Here is a 16908-nt window from a genome sequence, read left to right as displayed (position 1 = left end):
ACGACATGTCCTCCAGAAGACAAGACGAAGCAGTGCCGGCTGGTCGGCGTGCCGGTGCAGGACGGGGCGGGCCGGCTCGGCTGCGAGATGGGGCCGAGCGCCTATCGCACCGCCGGCATCGCGCGGGCGTTGTCGGAGCTGGGTCACAGCGTGGCCGACCTGGGCAATGTGGCGCCGCTGCCGCAGCGGCCGATGGCGCATGGCAACGCCGCGTTGAAATTCCTGCCGGAGGTGGCGGGCTGGACCGCCGCGCTGTCGAGGGTGGCCTACGAGGCGAGCGCCGGGCCGGACACCATGCCGATCTTCCTGGGCGGCGACCACAGCCTTGCCGCCGGGACCCTGACCGGGCTGGCCCAGCGTGCCACCGGAATAGGGCGCCCGCTGTTCGTGCTGTGGCTGGACGCGCATCCAGATTTCCACACGCTGGAGACGACGGAGAGCGGCAACCTGCATGGCGTGCCGATGGCCTACGCCACCGGCCGCGCCGGCTTCGACGGCTACTTCCCGCCGCTGCCGGCCCGGCTCGACCCGCACAATGTCTGCATGATGGGCATCCGCAGCGTCGATCCGGCCGAACGGCGCGCGCTGGAGACCTCCGGCATCACCGTCCATGACATGCGCAAGATCGACGAGCATGGCATCGTCGCCCTGCTGCGCCCGTTCCTGCAGCGGGTGGTCGAGGCGGACTGGCTGCTGCATGTCAGCCTGGACGTCGATTTCCTTGATCCCGGCATCGCCCCCGGCGTCGGCACCACGGTCCCCGGCGGCGCCACCTTCCGCGAGGCGCATCTGATCATGGAGATGCTGCACGACACCGGCATGGTCAGCAGCGTCGATCTGGTCGAGCTGAACCCCTTCCTGGACGAGCGCGGCCGCACCGCGACCCTGATGGTGGAACTGCTGGCGAGCCTGATGGGGCGCCGCGTCCTCGATTACCCCACCCGCAGCTTCTGAACGACCGGAGCGTCCGATCATGATCCCGAACCTGAACCTGAACCTCGTTCCCTTCGTCAGCGTCGACCACATGATGAAGCTGGTGCTGCACATTGGTGTCGAGCGCTTCCTGACCGAGCTGTCGGCCTATGTGGAGGAGGATTTCCGCCGCTGGGAGAGCTTCGACAAGACGCCGCGGGTGGCCTCCCACAGCGCGGAAGGCGTGATCGAACTGATGCCCACCAGCGACGGCCGGACCTATGGCTTCAAATACGTCAACGGCCATCCGAAGAACACGCGGGAGGGACGGCAGACCGTCACCGCCTTCGGCGTGCTGGCCGATGTCGCAACCGGCTATCCGGTGCTGATGACGGAAATGACCATCCTGACGGCGCTGCGCACCGCCGCGACCTCGGCCGTGGCGGCGAAGCATCTGGCGCCGAAGGACGCGACCTGCATGGCGATCATCGGCAACGGCGCGCAGGCGGAGTTCCAGGCGCTGGCCTTCAAGGCGCTGCTGGGGATCCGCAAGCTGCGGCTCTACGACATCGATCCGGCGGCGACGCGGAAATGCGTGCGCAACCTGCGCGACCAGGGCTTCGAGATCACCGCCTGCACATCGACCGAGGAGGCGGTGGAGGGGGCGCAGATCATCACCACCGTCACCGCCGACAAGCAATATGCCACCATCCTGACCGACAACATGGTCGGGGCCGGGGTGCACATCAACGCGGTCGGTGGCGACTGCCCTGGCAAGACGGAGTTGCACCGCGACATCCTGCTGCGCTCGGACATCTTCGTCGAGTACCCGCCGCAGACGCGGATCGAGGGCGAAATCCAGCAGCTCCCCCCCGACCATCCGGTGACGGAGCTGTGGACGGTGATGACCGGTCAGGCGGTGGGCCGGCGCGATGCGCGGCAGATCACGCTGTTCGATTCGGTCGGCTTCGCGACGGAGGACTTCTCCGCCCTGCGCTATGTCCGCGACAAGGTGGCGGGGACGGGGTTCTACGAGACTCTGGACATGCTGGCCGACCCGGACGAGCCGCGCGACCTGTTCGGCATGATCCTGCGCGCGGCGAAGCCGGCCCCGGTGGGCGAGGCGGCGTAGGGCGCACTCACCCCACGCCCTCACCCTCCGCCAGCGCCTGTTCCGCGCTGAGTTCCTCCAGGTCCAGCTCCGCTTCCAGCCGGTGGAGCACCGTGTCGTGGATGCGGCCGCCGCGGTGCAGATCCAGGATCTCGGCGCGGGCGGCGCGGTTGGCGGCCAGGACGGCGGCGAAATGCTCGCTCCGGTCGCCTTTCAGCATGCCTTCGCTTTCGTGGAAGCGCTCGGCCATGGTGGCGCGGTGGGCGTATTGTTCGAGCAGGCGGGGATGGCGCTGGCGGCCGTCCGCCATGTCGGAGCGCTTGCGCACCGCCTCCAGCGCCGCGCGGGCCATGCGGATACGGGCTTCCGATTCCGACAGGGTCGGACGCCGCTCCAGCGTGAAGCCGCCCAGCCGCATCCTGCGGACCAGCGGGGCCAGCGTGGTCGCCTGTCCCAGGATCGACACCAGGATCACCGCCCAGGTGGTCGCCAGGATGATGTCGCGGCCGGGAAACTCCACGGGGACCGACAGGGCGACGGCAAGGCTGACCACGCCACGGATCGCCGCCCATCCCATGATCACCGGCACCGCCACCGACGGGTAGGGATCGCGCCGCCGAAGGCTCGGGAACAGGAAGCGGGGCAGGTAGGTCGAGGGAAAGAGCCAGGCGAAGCGCGACAGCACCATCGCCAGGGTGACGGCGACGATCATCGGCAACAGGTCGGTCAGGCCGGTGCCCGCCGCCTCCAGCCGGCCCAGCACGCCACGGAGCGACAGGCCGATGATGATGAAGACCATCGATTCGAGGAGGAAAACAGCCACCGCCCACACCGCGTTGGCGTGGGTGCGCAGCTGCGCGGTGAACAGGTCGTGCTGGCGCCGGCCCATCACCAGCCCGCAGCCGACGGTGGCAAGCACGCCCGACACCTCCAGCGCCTCGCCGCCCAGATAGCTGCCCCAGGCGGCGAGAAAGCCGCCGACGATGCTGAGCGGCACGTCGTGCAGGCGGCCCAGCAGCAATGCCGCGATGTGGCCGAACACCACGCCGGCCACCACGCCGCCGATGGCCAGCCACAGGAACTCCAGCGAGGCCGGGCCGGCTTCGAAGGTCCCGGTCATGCCGGCGGCGATGGCGATGCGGAACAGCACCAGCCCGGTGGCGTCGTTCACCAGGCTCTCGCCTTCCAGCAGGGTGACGATGCGCGGCGGCAGCGGCAGGCCCTTCAGCGCCGCCTTGGCCGCCACCGCATCGGGCGGCGACAGGATGGCGCCGAGCGTGAAGCAGGCGGCCCAGGGCAGCGACGGCATCACCAGATGGGCGGCAACTCCGATCGCCAGGGTGGTGAAGGCGACCGCCCCCACCGCGAGTTGAAGGATGATGCGCAGATTGGCGCGGAAGTCGCTCCACACCGTGAAATAGGCGCTGGCGAACAGCAGCGGCGGCAGGAACAGCAGCAGGGTCAGGTCGGGATCGGGCGTGATCTCCGGCAAACCGGGGACCAGGGCGAGCGCGATGCCGCCCAGCACCAGCACGGCCGACGGCGGCATGCGCAGGCGCTTGGCCGCCAGTTCCAGCACGATGATCGCCGCCATCAGGCCAAGGACGAGTTCGAACTGGCCGGATGGCGACATGCTGGAGACCCGCTGTTCTGGTTTGGAAAGGGGGGAGGGAGGTCAGGCGGCGGCCGGCGTGGCGGCGGCGGGATGCAGGGCGCAGGCGGCGGTGCCGACCAGTCCGAGCAGGCCGGCCAGCAGCAGCGGTGCGGCAAGCCCGTTGTGCCTCACCAGGGTGGCGCCCATGGCGGCGCCGACGAAGATGGCGACGACGCTGCCGATGCGGCGGCCCCAGTTGGTGTTGGCCCCGCCGGCCAGCCGGGAATCGGCGGCAAGACCGGTCAGCGTCAGGGTCAGCACCGTGGTGGTCAGGTCCGGCACCTTCAGCTGGCGGATCGTCGCGTTGCGGAACCCCATCGCCAGCGCGGTCAGCAGGATGATGCCGTAAAAGCTGGCGGGCGAGACCTCGCCACCCTGGCGCAGCCACGCCAGTCCGGCGGCGAGCCAGAGCAGGCCGGCCTCGATGGCGGCGGCGCTCAGCAGCCAGCGGCGCAGCGGCCGGCCGGCATGGGCCTTGCCGGTGCGGCCGGCGATCAGCGCACCGATCAGGAAAGCGCCGATCGCCGTCAGATAGGGGGCGACGTCGAAACCCGCCGTGCCGGCGGCGGCGAAACCCAGGAACACGATGTTGCCGGTCATGTTGGCGGTGAACACCTTGTCCAGGCCGAGCACGCTGGTGGCGTCGACCAGACCGGTCGTCACCGACAGCAGCATCAACAGCCAGGGCAGCGGGGCGGCAACGGGAGCGGAGGGTGGTGCCATGGCGTTTCGCCTTGTCAACGGGTCAGGCCGAGGCGGCGGCGCATCCGCGAGACGATCGCGGCGAGCGCGAAACCGCCAACCAGACCGATATGCTCGAAGAATGCATTGGTTGCCATGAAGCGCTCCTGGTCCACCATCGTCCAGAAATCATTGGCGATCAAGGCGGCCAGCACGGTGAAGACGCCGAGCGCGCCGGCGCCGAGCCACAAGGCGCGATCCAGCAGGATCAGCAGGGGACCGGCCAGCTCGACCAGGATGGTCAGGGCGGCCCAGAGCGCCGGCGGGGTCAGGCCGAAATGCGCCTGTTCGGCAACCGCCCCCGGCCAGTCGGTGAGCTTGACCAAACCGCCGAGGAGATAGGCCCCGACCAGCGCCAGTCGTGCCAGCAGCCAGGTGCCGTCCCAGTCGAGGATGCGGTCGACGATGCGTTCTGCCGGGCGTTCGAGCTGGCGGAAGGTCATGGCGGTGATGTTCCGGGTTGGGGGAAATCGTGGGATTCTCCCTCTCCCCCCGGGGAGAGGGTCGGGGTGAGGGGGATGCACAAGGATGGATTCCCGAGAATCCTCGCCGCGCGCCCCCCTCACCCTAACCCTCTCCCCAGGGGGGAGAGGGGATCCGCTTTAGGGGGGGGGAGGCGGTTACACCGCCCAGCAGCCGCAGCCCAGGGCGCCCCAGAAGGACTGCACGTCGGCAGCCGGGACGTCGGTGGCGTAGGCGGCGGCATGGTCGTGGCCGTGGACGCCGCAGCCGGTGGCGCAGCCGCAGGCCGAGGCCAGTGCCTGACGCTGGCTGCCAGCATCGGCCGACTTGTAGTAGCCGCCGAACGTCCGCACCGGCGACCAGTCCGGCATCGGCTTCGGCAGTTGCGGCGCCAGCGGGCCGTAATCGCCCTCGCCATGCACCACGGCACCGCCGAGCATGGTCAGGACGGAGGTCAGATGGACGATGCGGTCCTCCGGCACCGAGAAGAAGTCGTCGGACAGCACGGCGAGGTCGGCAAGCTGGCCGGCCTTGATCTGGCCCTTCTTGCCCTGCTCGTTGGAGAACCAGGTGTTGGCCTCGGTCCACAGACGCAGCGCCGTTTCACGGTCCAGCAGATTGGCCCGCGGATAGAGGCTGAGGCCGCCCACCGTCCTGCCGGTCACCAGCCAGGACAGCGAGACCCACGGGTTGTAGCTGGCGACGCGGGTGGCGTCGGTGCCGCCGCCGACCGGCAGGCCGGCCGCCATCATCTTGGCGATGGGAGGGGTCTGCTCGGCCGCCTTGGCGCCGTAACGTTCGACGAAATATTCGCCCTGATAGGCCATGCGGTGCTGGATGGCGATACCGCCGCCAAGCGCCGCGATGCGGTCGATGTTGCGGTCGCTGATCGTCTCGGCATGGTCGAAGAACCAGTGCAACCCGTCGAAGGGGATGTCGCGGTTGACCTTCTCGAACACGTCCAGCGCCCGGCTGATCGTCTGGTCGTAGGTGGCGTGCAGGCGCCAGGGCCAGCGGTTCTCGGCCAGCAGGCGGATCACCGGCTCCAGGTCGCCTTCCATGTTCGGCGGCATGTCCGGGCGGGCGACGCGGAAATCCTCGAAATCGGCGGCGGAATAGACCAGCATCTCGCCGGCGCCGTTGTGGCGGTAGCTGTCGTCGCCGTCGCCCGGCTTCACCTTCTTCGCCCAGCCGGCGAAGTCGGCCAGCTCCTCCTTCGGCTTCTGGGTGAACAGGTTGTAGCTGATGCGCAGGGTCAGTTCGCCATCGGCATGCAGCTTTTCGACGATGGCGTAATCGTCGGGATAGTTCTGGAAGCCGCCGCCGGCGTCGATCACTCCGGTCACGCCCAGCCGGTTCATCTCGCGCATGAAGTGGCGGGTGGAGTTCAGCTGGTAGTCGGGCGGCAGCTTCGGCCCCTTGGCCAGCGTCGCATAGAGGATCGTCGCGTTGGGCTGGGCCAGCAGCAGGCCGGTCGGGGTGCCGGCGGCATCGCGGACGATCTCGCCGCCCGGCGGGTTTGGCGTGTCCTTGGTGTAGCCGACGGCGCGCAGGGCGGCGGCGTTCAGCAGGGCGCGGTCATAGAGGTGCAGGATGAAGACCGGCGTGTCGGGCGCGGCCGCGTTCAGCTCATCGATGGTCGGCAGCCGCTTCTCGGCGAACTGGTGCTCGGTGAAGCCGCCGACGACGCGGACCCACTGCGGGGCCGGGGTGATGGCCGCCTGCTGCTTCAGCATCGCCATCGCGTCGGCGAGGCTCGGCACGCCGTCCCAGCGCAGTTCCATGTTGTAGTTCAGGCCGCCGCGGATGATGTGCATGTGGCTGTCGATCAGCCCGGGGATCACCCGCCGCCCCTTGGCGTCGATCACTTTTGCCTGCGGAGCCGCGGCGCGCACCTCGGCCTCGGTGCCGACGGCGAGGAAGCGGCCGTCGCGGATGGCGATGGCGCTGGCCTGCGGGTTGGCGCGGTCGAGCGTGGTGACCTTGGCGTTGACGAGGATCAAGTCGCCTGAGGCGGCGGTGTTCGGCATGGCGGCATTCCCGGGTCTGGACGCGAGGGTGGACAGCAACGGTGATGCTAACAGAGATGCGGCGGCGGTTCCCGCCATCGCCTTTCGGCGGTCGATGGGTTGGCGGTCACTGGGGTCGCGGTCGGTGGGCGGAAGCGTCATGCCTTCCCGCCCTTGTCAGCCGGATCGGACTCCGTCTGCGGTGCGGCGACGCCGGCATGCGGACCCAGCACATGGCGGGCGCAGTCGGTCTGGATGAAGGCGACGACCGGTTCGCCGGCGATCAGCCGCTTGACGACGGGCACCACCTGCTCGCCGACCAGCATGCCGAGCAGCCCGATCAGCGCGATGGTCGGCGGGGCCGGCGAGCGGACGCCGATCAGCGCATAGATGACGCCGACCAGGATACCGGCACCGGCCGAAAGGAGATAGGGCATCATGGGTCCCGTCTCCCCGGTCTGAAGCTGGTCTGTCGAATGAGGACCGGTGCCCGGCCGGAACCGGGCACCGGGGGCGCTCACTCAGGCTTGCGGATCACGCATGCTCGTGGGCAGCGGCACCGACCACCTTGTGCGGGAATTCGCCACGCTGCGGGGCCTTGTGGACCATGGTGTAGGCGTAATCGACGCCCATGCCGTAGGCGCCGAAATGCTCGCGGACGATGTTCATCACGCCGTCATAGGTGCCGCGCTTCGCCCAGTCGCGCTGGATTTCCAGCAGGACGTTGATCGCGGTGATGGAATGGGCGCCGGCCTGCTCCATGCGGCGGACCGCGGCGTCGTGGGCTTCCTTGGAGGTGCCGCCCGAGCAGTCGGTGACGATGTAGACCTCGAAGCCTTCCTCGATGGCGCACAGCGTCGGATACAGCAGGCAGGCCTCGGTCCACAGCGCGGCGATGACCAGCTTCTTCTTGCCGGTCGCCTTGACGGCGGCCACCAGCTCTTCGGAGTCCCAGCTGTTCATCGAGGTGCGCTCGATCGGATCCTGCTTCAGGACGTCCATCAGTTCCGGCCAGATGTAGCCCGAGAAGCTTTCGGTCTCCACCGCGGTCACGATGGTCGAGGCGCCGAACAGCTTGGCGGTCTTGGCCAGAGCGATGGTGTTGTTCTTCAGCTGCTGGCGGTCGATGTTGACGACGCCGAAGGACATCTGCGGCTGGTGATCGACGAAGATGAAGACGGTGTCGTCGGCGTTGATGAGCGACTTGGCCGGGAAGGTCATGATCTTTTCCTGTTCGGTACGGGTTTCAAAGGGTGGGGTCGCCTGCCGTCGGTGCGTCGTCGGCGCCGTCTGACAGGGACTTTGTCATGGCGAAGGCGTTCGGGACAATCGTGCGTGAATGAACATAACTGTTGCGTATTCACGGACAATTGGCGACGAGGATCAGGCGGCGGAGTCGCCGGTCATCAGATGGGCTTCCAGCATCCACAGCTGCTTGTCGCACTCCCGCGAGACCTGCGTGAACAGATCGGCGGTGTCGGCATCGCCCACGCCGGTTGCGGCTTCGATATCGGCCCGCACGCGGGCGCCGAACTGGGCCAGCGCACCGGCCAGCGCCTTCAGATGGGCCACGCCGTCGACCGCCTGCAGCGGATATTCGTAGAGCGCGCTGCGGGCGGCCGTGGTCTGCACCCGGCCGTCGGCGATGTGGCCCAAGGCGGTGATGCGTTCCGCGATCAGGTCGACGAAACCCTCGACCTCGTCATGGACGCGGTCGAACAGCTCGTGCAGTTGCAGGAAGTGCGGGCCCTTGACGTTCCAGTGCGCCTGCTTGGTCTGGGCTTCCAGGTCGAGCGCGTCGGACAGGCGGGCCTGGAGCAGCGCCACCGCTTCCTTGCGCACCGAGTCATGCAGATCGAGACGGGACAGGTAGGTCATTGGCTCAGCTCCGGATGAAGGCCAGCAGTTCCTCGTTCACGATGTCCTTGTGCGTGGTGCACATGCCGTGCGGCGCACCGGGGACGACCTTGAGCGTGCCCTTCGGCAGCAGGGCGACGGCGGCCTTGGCGGAGGTGGCGATCGGGACGATCTGGTCGTCGTCGCCGTGCATCACCAGCGTCGGGATGATCATCTTCTTCAGGTCTTCGCGCTGGTCGGTCTCGGAGAAGGCCTTGACGCACTCGTACTCGGCCAGCAGGCCGCCCATCATGCCCTGCATCCAGAAGCTGTCGATGACGCCCTGGGAAACCTTGGCGCCCGGCCGGTTGTAGCCGTAGAAGGGTGTCGTCAGGTCCCGGAAGAACTGCGAGCGGTCGGCCTTCACGCCGGCGCGGATGCCGTCGAACACCTCCATCGGCACGCCGTCGGGGTTCCAGTCGGTCTTCACCATGATCGGCGGGATGGCGCCGATCAGCACTGCCTTGGCGACACGCTTCACGCCATGGCGGCCGATGTAGCGGGCGACTTCGCCGCCGCCGGTGGAATGGCCGACATGGACGGCGTTCTTCAGGTCCAGCGCCTCGGTCACCGCCGCCAGATCGTCGGCGTAATGGTCGAGATCGTTGCCGAAGCCGGGCTGCGACGAGCGGCCATGGCCGCGGCGGTCATGGGCGATGGTGCGGTAGCCGTGCTGGGCCAGGAACATCATCTGGTCTTCGAAGGCGTCGCCGGTCAGCGGCCAGCCATGGCTGAAGACGACCGGCTGGCCGGTCAGCGGCCCCCACTGCTTGACGTAGATCTGGACGCCGTCCTTGGTGGTGACGTAGCTGCCCTGGAGCATGGGTTTGGTTCCTTTGATCGGGTCTTGGCTGGTGGCCGTCTTTTCTGCCGCGGCGGCTGGGCCGGCGATCATCGGCAGCAGCCCGCTGCCCGCAACGGCGAGAGCGGCGCTGCCGGAGAGGACCGTGCGACGGGATGGGTGGGAATCCTGGATGGTCATACGAAATCCGTTCGGGGCCGGGCCGGAGGGGACCGCGCCGGCTGTCTTGATGAACGGATGTTAGGCAGAGGGCGAAGAGGGTGATTGCCTCTTCAGAACGGCTTTTGCCGGTTCTGCGCATTGCGCTGCCGGAAATGCAAAAAAGCCAGGAATCCCCTCTCCCCCCGGGGAGAGGGGGATTTCAGCGGGAGAGGGAACTATCCGGCCAAGGACACCCAGGCAGCGTCACGGCGGCTGGATTCGACGGCGCCATGGATGAAGCGCACGCCGCGCACCCCGTCCTCCACCGTCGGCAGCGGCACGTCGGCCGGGGCCGGGCGACCGTCGATGCTGGCGGCGATGCGGTCAGCGGCGTCGCGGTAGATTTGCGCGAAGCCTTCCAAATAGCCTTCCGGATGACCGGCCGGGGTGCGGGAGATGCCGCTCGCCACAGGCAGGCTGCCGGCCCCGGCACGCAGAAGGGTGCGGCTTGGCTCGCCCAACGGGGTGAAGCGCAGTTCGTTGGGCTGTTCCTGCTGCCACTCCAGCCCGCCGGCCTCGCCGAAGACGCGCAGGCGCAGGCCGTTGGTGGTGCCGGGGGAGACCTGGCTGGCCCACAGCATGCCGCGGGCGCCGCCGTCGAAGCGCATCATGATATGGCCATTGTCGTCCAACCGCCGGCCGGGCACGAAGGCGGTCAGGTCGGCGGCGAGGTCGGTGCAGCGCAGGCCGGTCACGAACTCCGCCAGATGGAAGGCATGGGTGCCGATGTCGCCGATGCAGCCGGCGATGCCGCTCTGTGCCGGGTCGGTGCGCCAAGTGGCCTGCTTATTGCCGTTGGCCTCCAGGTCGGTCGCCAGCCAGTCCTGGGCATATTCGGCCTGAACCACCCTGATCCGGCCCAGCATGCCCGACGCCACCATGGCGCGGGCCTGCCGGATCATCGGATAGCCGCTGTAATTGTGGGTCAGCACGAAGACAAGGTCGCGTTGGCGTACCAGTGCTGCGAGTTCCTCCGCTTCCTCCACCGTATGGACCAGTGGCTTGTCGCAGATGACGTGGATGCCGGAGTCAAGGAAGGCCTTGGCCGCCGGGTAATGCAAATGGTTCGGTGTGACGATGGCGACCGCGTCGATGCCGTCGGGGCGGGCTGCCTCGGCCGCCGCCATCCTGTGGAAATCGTCGTAGCAGCGGTCGGGCGCCAGGAACAGTTCCGCTCCGCTGGTCCGCGCCCGCTCGGGGTCGGAGGACAGGGCGCCGGCCACCAGTTCGTAACGGTCGTCGATGCGGGCCGCGATGCGGTGGACGGCGCCGATGAAGGCGCCCTGGCCGCCGCCGACCATGCCCAACCTCAAGCGCCTGCCGGACGCGGGCGTTCGGGCCGGCGATTGTTCCGCGCTCATGATGCCCCTTTCGCCAGACCGAGGATCCGGCGGTTGGCCGCCTCGTCGGTGCCGGCATCGGCGAAGTCGTCGAAGGCGCGGTCGGTGACGCGGATGATGTGGTCCTGGATGAAGCGGGCGCCTTCGGCGGCCCCCTGCTCCGGATGCTTGATGCAGCATTCCCATTCCAGCACCGCCCAACCGTCGAAGCCGTACTGGGTCAGCTTGGAGAAGATGCCGCGGAAATCGACCTGCCCGTCGCCCAGCGACCGGAAACGCCCGGCCCGGTCCTTCCACGGCGCATAGCCGGAATAGACGCCCTGCCAGGGGGTCGGGTTGAACTCCGCATCCTTGACGTGGAACATGCGGATGCGGTCGCGGAAGACGTCGATATAGCCGAGATAATCCAGCTGCTGCAGGACGAAATGGCTGGGATCGAACAGGATGTTGCAGCGCTTGTGCCCGCCGACCCGGTCGAGGAACATCTGGAAGCTGGTGCCGTCGAACAGGTCCTCGCCGGGATGGATCTCGTAGCAGAGGTCGCAGCCGGCCTCGTCGAAGGCGTCGAGGATCGGGCGCCAGCGCGTCGCCAGCTCGTCGAAGGCGGTCTCGATCAGGCCGGGCGGACGCTGCGGCCAGGGATAGAGGTAAGGCCAGGCCAGCGCGCCGGAGAAGGTGGCGTGGGCGGTCAGGCCGAGATTGGCCGACGCCTTGGCGGCGAGGTGCAGCTGCTCCACCGCCCAGGCCTGCCGGGCGTCGGGACGGCCACGGACCTCTGCCGGGGCGAAGCCGTCGTAAAGCGCGTCGTAGGCGGGGTGGACGGCGACGAGCTGGCCTTGCAGGTGAGTGGACAGCTCGGTCAGCTCGACGCCGGCGTCGGCCAGTGTGCCCTTGATCTCGTCGCAATAGCTGCGGCTGGTCGCGGCCTTGTGCAGTCGAACAGGCGGCGGTCCCAGCTCGGGATCTGCACGCCCTTGAAGCCGAGGCCGGCGGCCCAGCGGGCGATGCCGTTCAGCGAGTTGAAGGGGGCTGCGTCGCCCGCGAACTGGGCGAGGAAGATCGCCGGGCCTTTGATGGTCTTCATGGGTCTGGCTCCCTGAGGGGGGGGAGGTATCGGTTGGCGGCTGCCCCCCTCGACCCTCCCCCGCCGGAAGGGGGAGAGCCGGCGGGCTGACGAACCAGGGATCAGTACGGCGAATCCGGGAAGTAGAACTCCTTGGCGTTCTCCTTGGTGATCAGCGCCGACGGGATGATGTGGGTCGCCGGCAGCCTGTCGCCCTTCAGACGCGCCTCGGCCGTCATCTTGATGGCGTCGTAGATGAACTTCGGCGAATAGGACACATCGGCGCGGATCAGCGGGTTGGAGCCGTCGAGGATGGTCTTCACCATCGTCTTGGAACCGGCGCCGCCGAACACCTCCTTGATGTCGGTGCGCTTGGCCTGCTCGATGGCCTTCAGCACGCCGAAGGCCATGTCGTCGTCGGCGGCCCAGACGACGTCGATGTCCTTGAAGCGGGTCAGGAAGTCCTGCGTCACCTTGAAGGCGTCGTCACGGTTCCAGTTGGCGTATTTGCCGTCGAGGATCTTGATGTCGGGATACTGCTTCAGCACGCCGGTGAAGGCCTCCCAGCGCTCGTTGTCGAGCGTGGTCGGGATGCCGCGGAGCGCCACGATGTTGGCCTTGCCGTTGTATGTCTTGGCGATGTATTCGGCCGGGATGCGGCCGAAGGCGGTGTTGTCGCCGGCGATGTAGGCGTCCTGCGCGCTCGGATCGGTCAGGCCGCGGTCGACCACGGTGACATAGACGTTCTTCTTCTTCGCCTGCATCACCGGCTGGGTCAGGGCCGCGGATTCGAAGGGGAAGATGACCAGCGAGTCGATCTTGGTCACCGTCACCAGATCCTGAAGCTGGTTCGCCTGCTCCGGCGCGCCGCTGGCGGTCTTGACGGTGATCTTCAGGTTGGGATGGGCCTTCTCAAGCTCCGCCTTCGCCTGGTTGGCCCACCAGACGATGCCGCCGGTGAAGCCGTGGGTGGCGGCCGGGATGCTGACGCCCAGCTTCACCGTGTCCGCCGCGAAGGCAGCGCTCCCAAGGGGGCCGCCAAGGGAGCAGCCGAGGGCGACCGTCGCGGCCATGGCGACACCGGCGCCCAGGACAAGGCGGCGGGAATAACGCGCAACTTCCGACATGACGTTTCTCCTCCTTATGTTGTTTTTACGGGCGCCGGCGCTGCAGGAAGGCGACGGCGATGATGACGCAGCCCTGGACCGCCGCGTTCAGATAGACGCTGATGATGCTGGTCAGGTTCAGGATGTTGCTGATGACCGACAGCAGCACCGCACCGATCACCGTGCCGGCGATCCGCCCCTCGCCCCCCTTGAAGGAGGTGCCGCCGACGATCACCGCGGCGATGGCCTCCAGCTCCCACAACAGGCCGGTGGTGGGGGAGGCCGAGCCGAGGCGCGGCACATACAGCACCGTGGCGATGCCGACGCAGACGCCGAGAAGGCCGTAGGTCAGCAGCTTCACCCGGTCGACATCCACGGCGGCGAAGCGCGCCACCTGCTCGTTGGAGCCGATGGCCTGGACATAGCGGCCGAAGGCGGTGCGGTTCAGCAGAATGCCTCCCGCCACCGACACCAGCAGGAACACCCAGACCGGCACCGGAATGCCGAGCAGACTGCCGTAATAGACCGGGCCGTAGGCGTCGGACAGATCATTGTCCAACGTGATGGCACCGCCGTCGGCCAGCCAGGTCAGCAGGGCGCGGAAGATGCCGAGGGTGCCCAGCGTAACGATGAAAGGCTCGATCCGCCCGCGGGTGATCAGATAGCCGTGCGCCAACCCGAATCCGCCGCCCAGCAGCAGGGCGAACAGCATGCCCAGCGCCACCACGGCCACCGGCGAGCCGACCGACCCGGCCAGCGCGTTCATCAGCAGGATCATGCCGCCGGCGATCAGCGCCGCCATCGACCCCACCGACAGGTCGATCCCGCCGGAGATGATGACGAAGCACATGCCGATGGAGATGATCCCGATGAAGGCCGTGCGGGTCAGCACGTTCATCAGGTTGTCCCAGGTGGCGAAATCCGGGTTCAGCGCCGTGCCGACGATCAGCAGCAGCAGCAGCCCGACGACCGGGCCGAAGCGGTGCGGGTCGAAGCGGCGGGCCGACCTGGCAGCGGACACGGCGCCGGTCTCAGGGACGGGCGTTGGTGCCGATGTCGGTGCCGATGTTGGTCCCGGCGTTGGTCCCGATGGCATGGGCAATCAACTCCTCTTCGCTGAGCCGGTCGGCGGGCACGGTCGCGCTCACACGGCGCCCGCGCATCACGATCACCCGGTGGCAGAGCCCGATCAGTTCGATCAGTTCCGATGAAATCACGATCACGCCGCGTCCTTCGGCGGCCAGCCGCGCGATCAGGAAATAGATGTCGCGCTTGGCGCCGACATCGACGCCGCGCGTCGGCTCGTCCAGCACGAAGACGCGCGGGTCCGGCTCCAGGAACTTGGCGATGGCCAGTTTCTGCTGGTTGCCGCCGGACAGCGACGCGGCGGTCCCCTGCGGATTGCCGCGGATGCCGAAGCTTGCCACGGCATGCTCAAGCGCCCGCTCCTCCGAAGCCGGCGACAGCAGCGGCCGGGCGTGGTGGCGCAAGGTCATCAGGGTCAGGTTGTCGCGCAGCCCCATGGTGACGTGCAGGCCCTTGCCCTTGCGGTCCTCGCTGAGATAGGTCAGGCCGTTGCGCATCGCCGCGCGCGGGGTGCGCAAGGACACCGGGCGCCCTTCGATCTCAACGGTGCCGCCGCTGCGCGGGCGCAGGCCGAGGATGCCCTCGAACAGTTCGGTGCGGCCGGCGCCGACCAGACCGGCAAAGCCCAGGATCTCGCCGGGATGGAGGTCGAAGCTCACATCCTCCGCCCAGCCGGGCACCGTCAGGCCGCGCACCGCCATCAGCGGCGTGCCGAGGGCCGGACCGCGGATCGGGATGTGCTTGTCCGGGAACATGTCGGTCAGCTCGCGGCCGACCATCAGAGTCGCCATGCGCTGGCGCGGCGTCTCGGCGGTGGGGGCGCGGGCGACGAAGCGGCCGTCGCGCATCACGATCACCTCGTCGGTGATGCGCTCCACCTCGTCCAGCTTATGGGAGATGTAGACGATGGTGACGCCGTCCCGCCGCAGCCGCTCGATCAGCCCGAACAGCCGGTCGCATTCGGATGGGGTGAGACTGGCCGTCGGTTCGTCCATGATCAGCAGGCGGGCGTTGCGCAGCTGCGCCTTGGCGATCTCCACCAGCTGCTTCTCGGCAACGATCAGGTCGCGTACCTTGGTGTCGGGGTCGCGCTCGAAGCCGACCTGACGCAGGGCATCGGCCGCCCGCGCGCGCATGGCGCGGTCGTCGAGCAGCCAGCCGCGCCTGATCTCGTGGCCGAGGAACATGTTCTGGGCGACGGTGAGGTCGTCGGCGAGGCTGAGTTCCTGGTGGATCAGCACGATGCCGCGCTTTTCCGCGTCGCGCGAGGTGCGGAAGACCACCGGTTCGCCGTCGATGCTGAGCGTGCCGGAGGTCGCCGCGTGATAACCGGCGAGGATCTTCATCAGCGTCGATTTGCCGGCGCCATTCTCGCCCAGCAGCCCGTGCACCCGGCCAGGATGCAGGTCGAAGCTGACGCCGTGCAGCACCCGCACGGGGCCGAACTCCTTGGTGATGCCGTCGAAGGCGACATGCAGGCTCATGGCTCCGCACCCCCTGACGGAGTCTCCACCGGCCGCAAGCCTGCGGCAGGGCGGACACCGTCCATGACGTTTCTCCCACTGCAAAGCGTGTCGTCCCGGAAGACGCCGCTTCGTTCGTTGGGCGGATGGTAAGCCCGCTGCTTTGGACAGACAATGGCCGACTTTGAACATAATTTGGCAAAAGTGGGGAGGGTGTGGTAGGAAAGAAGACGGGAGCAGTTCGGGAAGGCATTCGTCGATGGTTGACTGGCAGCGTCTGTCGGACGGCGAGCGCGCCCTGTTGGAGCGGTTGTTCTGGGCGGGTGGGCTGTCACGCGGCGAATTGGCGGCGTCGGTCGACTTCTCCAAAAGCAAGGCCAATCTCGCGATCTCCAGCCTGATCGGACGCGAACTGATCGAGGAGGGCGGGGTGCAGCCCTCCTCGGGCGGCCGGCGGCCGGAGGTGCTGCGGCTGAGCCATCGCATGGGGGTGCTGGCGGGAGTCGACATCGGCGCCACCAGCATCGACGTGGCGCTGCTCGCCCCCGACATGACGGTGCTGGACCATAGGTCGGAGCCGGCCGATGTGCGCGAAGGGCCGGCGGCGGTGTTCGGGCGGGTTCGCGACCTGCTGCGCGAGGCACGAGGGCGGATGGGCATCGGGCCGGCGCGGCTGCTGGGGATCGGCGTCGGCGTGCCGGGACCGGTCGCCTTCGACAGCGGCATGCTGGTCAACCCGCCGCTGCTGCCGGGATGGGAGAGCTTCTCGATCCGCGAATTCCTGGCGGGGGAGTATGCCGCCCCGGTCTTCGTCGACAACGACGTGAACATCCTGGCGCTGGGCACGCACTGGCGCCTGCGCGGACAGCTTCAGAATTTCCTGGTGATCAAGATCGGCACCGGCATCGGCTGCGGCATCGTCTGCCACGGTCTGGTCTATCGCGGGCGCGACGGCTCGGCCGGCGACGTCCGACACATCTGCGTCGATCCGCAGGGGCCTATCTGCCATTGCGGCAATGCCGGATGCTTCCAGGCGATGGCGGCCGGTCCTGCCATCGCGCG

The 16908-nt window shown here is 68.2% G+C and carries 15 protein-coding genes and 1 pseudogene; 3 read left to right on the top strand and 13 right to left on the bottom strand.

The annotated features are described in order from the left end of the window. The first annotated feature begins 39 nt into the window (after positions 1-39). Positions 40-954, top strand: a complete 915-nt coding sequence (gene rocF / locus I71_RS10400; RefSeq protein WP_083897084.1) for an arginase — start codon at positions 40-42, stop codon at positions 952-954. A gap of 19 nt (positions 955-973) precedes the next feature. Continuing rightward, complete coding sequence (locus I71_RS10395; RefSeq protein WP_042694616.1) at positions 974-2044, top strand: ornithine cyclodeaminase; 1071 nt, start codon at positions 974-976, stop codon at positions 2042-2044. 7 nt (positions 2045-2051) lie between these two features. Here I71_RS10395 and I71_RS10390 read toward each other — a convergent pair whose 3' ends face one another. The 13 genes and pseudogenes from I71_RS10390 to I71_RS10330 all read right to left on the bottom strand — a co-directional run bounded on the left by I71_RS10390 (position 2052) and on the right by I71_RS10330 (position 15867). Beyond that, the gene (locus tag I71_RS10390) at positions 2052-3656 is read right to left on the bottom strand and encodes a Na+/H+ antiporter (RefSeq protein WP_042694614.1); all 1605 of its coding nucleotides are present in this window, start codon (positions 3654-3656) and stop codon (positions 2052-2054) included. Between the two features lie 42 nt (positions 3657-3698). Beyond that, positions 3699-4400, bottom strand: a complete 702-nt coding sequence (locus tag I71_RS10385; protein ID WP_042694612.1) for a YoaK family protein — start codon at positions 4398-4400, stop codon at positions 3699-3701. A 14-nt stretch (positions 4401-4414) separates the two neighbouring features. Then, complete coding sequence (locus tag I71_RS10380) at positions 4415-4861, bottom strand: DoxX family protein (RefSeq protein WP_042694610.1); 447 nt, start codon at positions 4859-4861, stop codon at positions 4415-4417. Between the two features lie 177 nt (positions 4862-5038). Beyond that, a complete protein-coding gene (locus I71_RS10375) occupies positions 5039-6910 on the bottom strand; it encodes an amidohydrolase (protein WP_042694608.1) in 1872 nt (623 codons plus the stop codon). Positions 6911-7047: 137 nt separating this feature from the next. Then, positions 7048-7329, bottom strand: coding sequence for a XapX domain-containing protein (locus I71_RS10370; RefSeq protein WP_042694606.1), 282 nt, complete (start codon positions 7327-7329; stop codon positions 7048-7050). Positions 7330-7423: 94 nt separating this feature from the next. Next, positions 7424-8110 (bottom strand): hydrolase, encoded by a 687-nt coding sequence (locus tag I71_RS10365; protein ID WP_042694604.1) that lies wholly within the window; start codon positions 8108-8110, stop codon positions 7424-7426. Between the two features lie 162 nt (positions 8111-8272). After that, a complete protein-coding gene (gene dps, locus I71_RS10360; RefSeq protein WP_042694601.1) occupies positions 8273-8767 on the bottom strand; it encodes a DNA starvation/stationary phase protection protein Dps in 495 nt (164 codons plus the stop codon). Positions 8768-8771: 4 nt separating this feature from the next. Beyond that, positions 8772-9608, bottom strand: coding sequence for an alpha/beta fold hydrolase (locus I71_RS10355; protein ID WP_042694620.1), 837 nt, complete (start codon positions 9606-9608; stop codon positions 8772-8774). Between the two features lie 356 nt (positions 9609-9964). Next, a complete protein-coding gene (locus I71_RS10350) occupies positions 9965-11149 on the bottom strand; it encodes a Gfo/Idh/MocA family protein (RefSeq protein WP_042694599.1) in 1185 nt (394 codons plus the stop codon). Beyond that, positions 11146-12212 (bottom strand): annotated as a pseudogene (locus tag I71_RS10345) (sugar phosphate isomerase/epimerase family protein). The gene I71_RS10350 and the pseudogene I71_RS10345 overlap by 4 nt, the downstream one beginning before the upstream one ends. Positions 12213-12313: 101 nt before the next feature. Then, a complete protein-coding gene (locus I71_RS10340; RefSeq protein ID WP_148294209.1) occupies positions 12314-13318 on the bottom strand; it encodes a substrate-binding domain-containing protein in 1005 nt (334 codons plus the stop codon). A 25-nt stretch (positions 13319-13343) separates the two neighbouring features. After that, on the bottom strand, positions 13344-14318 hold the full coding sequence (locus tag I71_RS10335; protein ID WP_042694597.1) for an ABC transporter permease: 975 nt from the start codon (positions 14316-14318) through the stop codon (positions 13344-13346). A gap of 10 nt (positions 14319-14328) precedes the next feature. Next, the gene (locus I71_RS10330; RefSeq protein ID WP_042694594.1) at positions 14329-15867 is read right to left on the bottom strand and encodes a sugar ABC transporter ATP-binding protein; all 1539 of its coding nucleotides are present in this window, start codon (positions 15865-15867) and stop codon (positions 14329-14331) included. A gap of 238 nt (positions 15868-16105) precedes the next feature. On the opposite strand from I71_RS10330, the gene I71_RS10325 reads away from it, so the two are divergent. Then, a partial coding sequence (locus tag I71_RS10325) for an ROK family protein (protein ID WP_042694592.1) occupies positions 16106-16908 on the top strand: 803 nt, incomplete at its 3' end.

Origin of the sequence: Azospirillum sp. B506 (assembly GCF_000333595.1) — a bacterium.
GTDB lineage: Bacteria > Pseudomonadota > Alphaproteobacteria > Azospirillales > Azospirillaceae > Azospirillum.
This window is presented reverse-complemented; position numbering and strand designations above follow the sequence as displayed.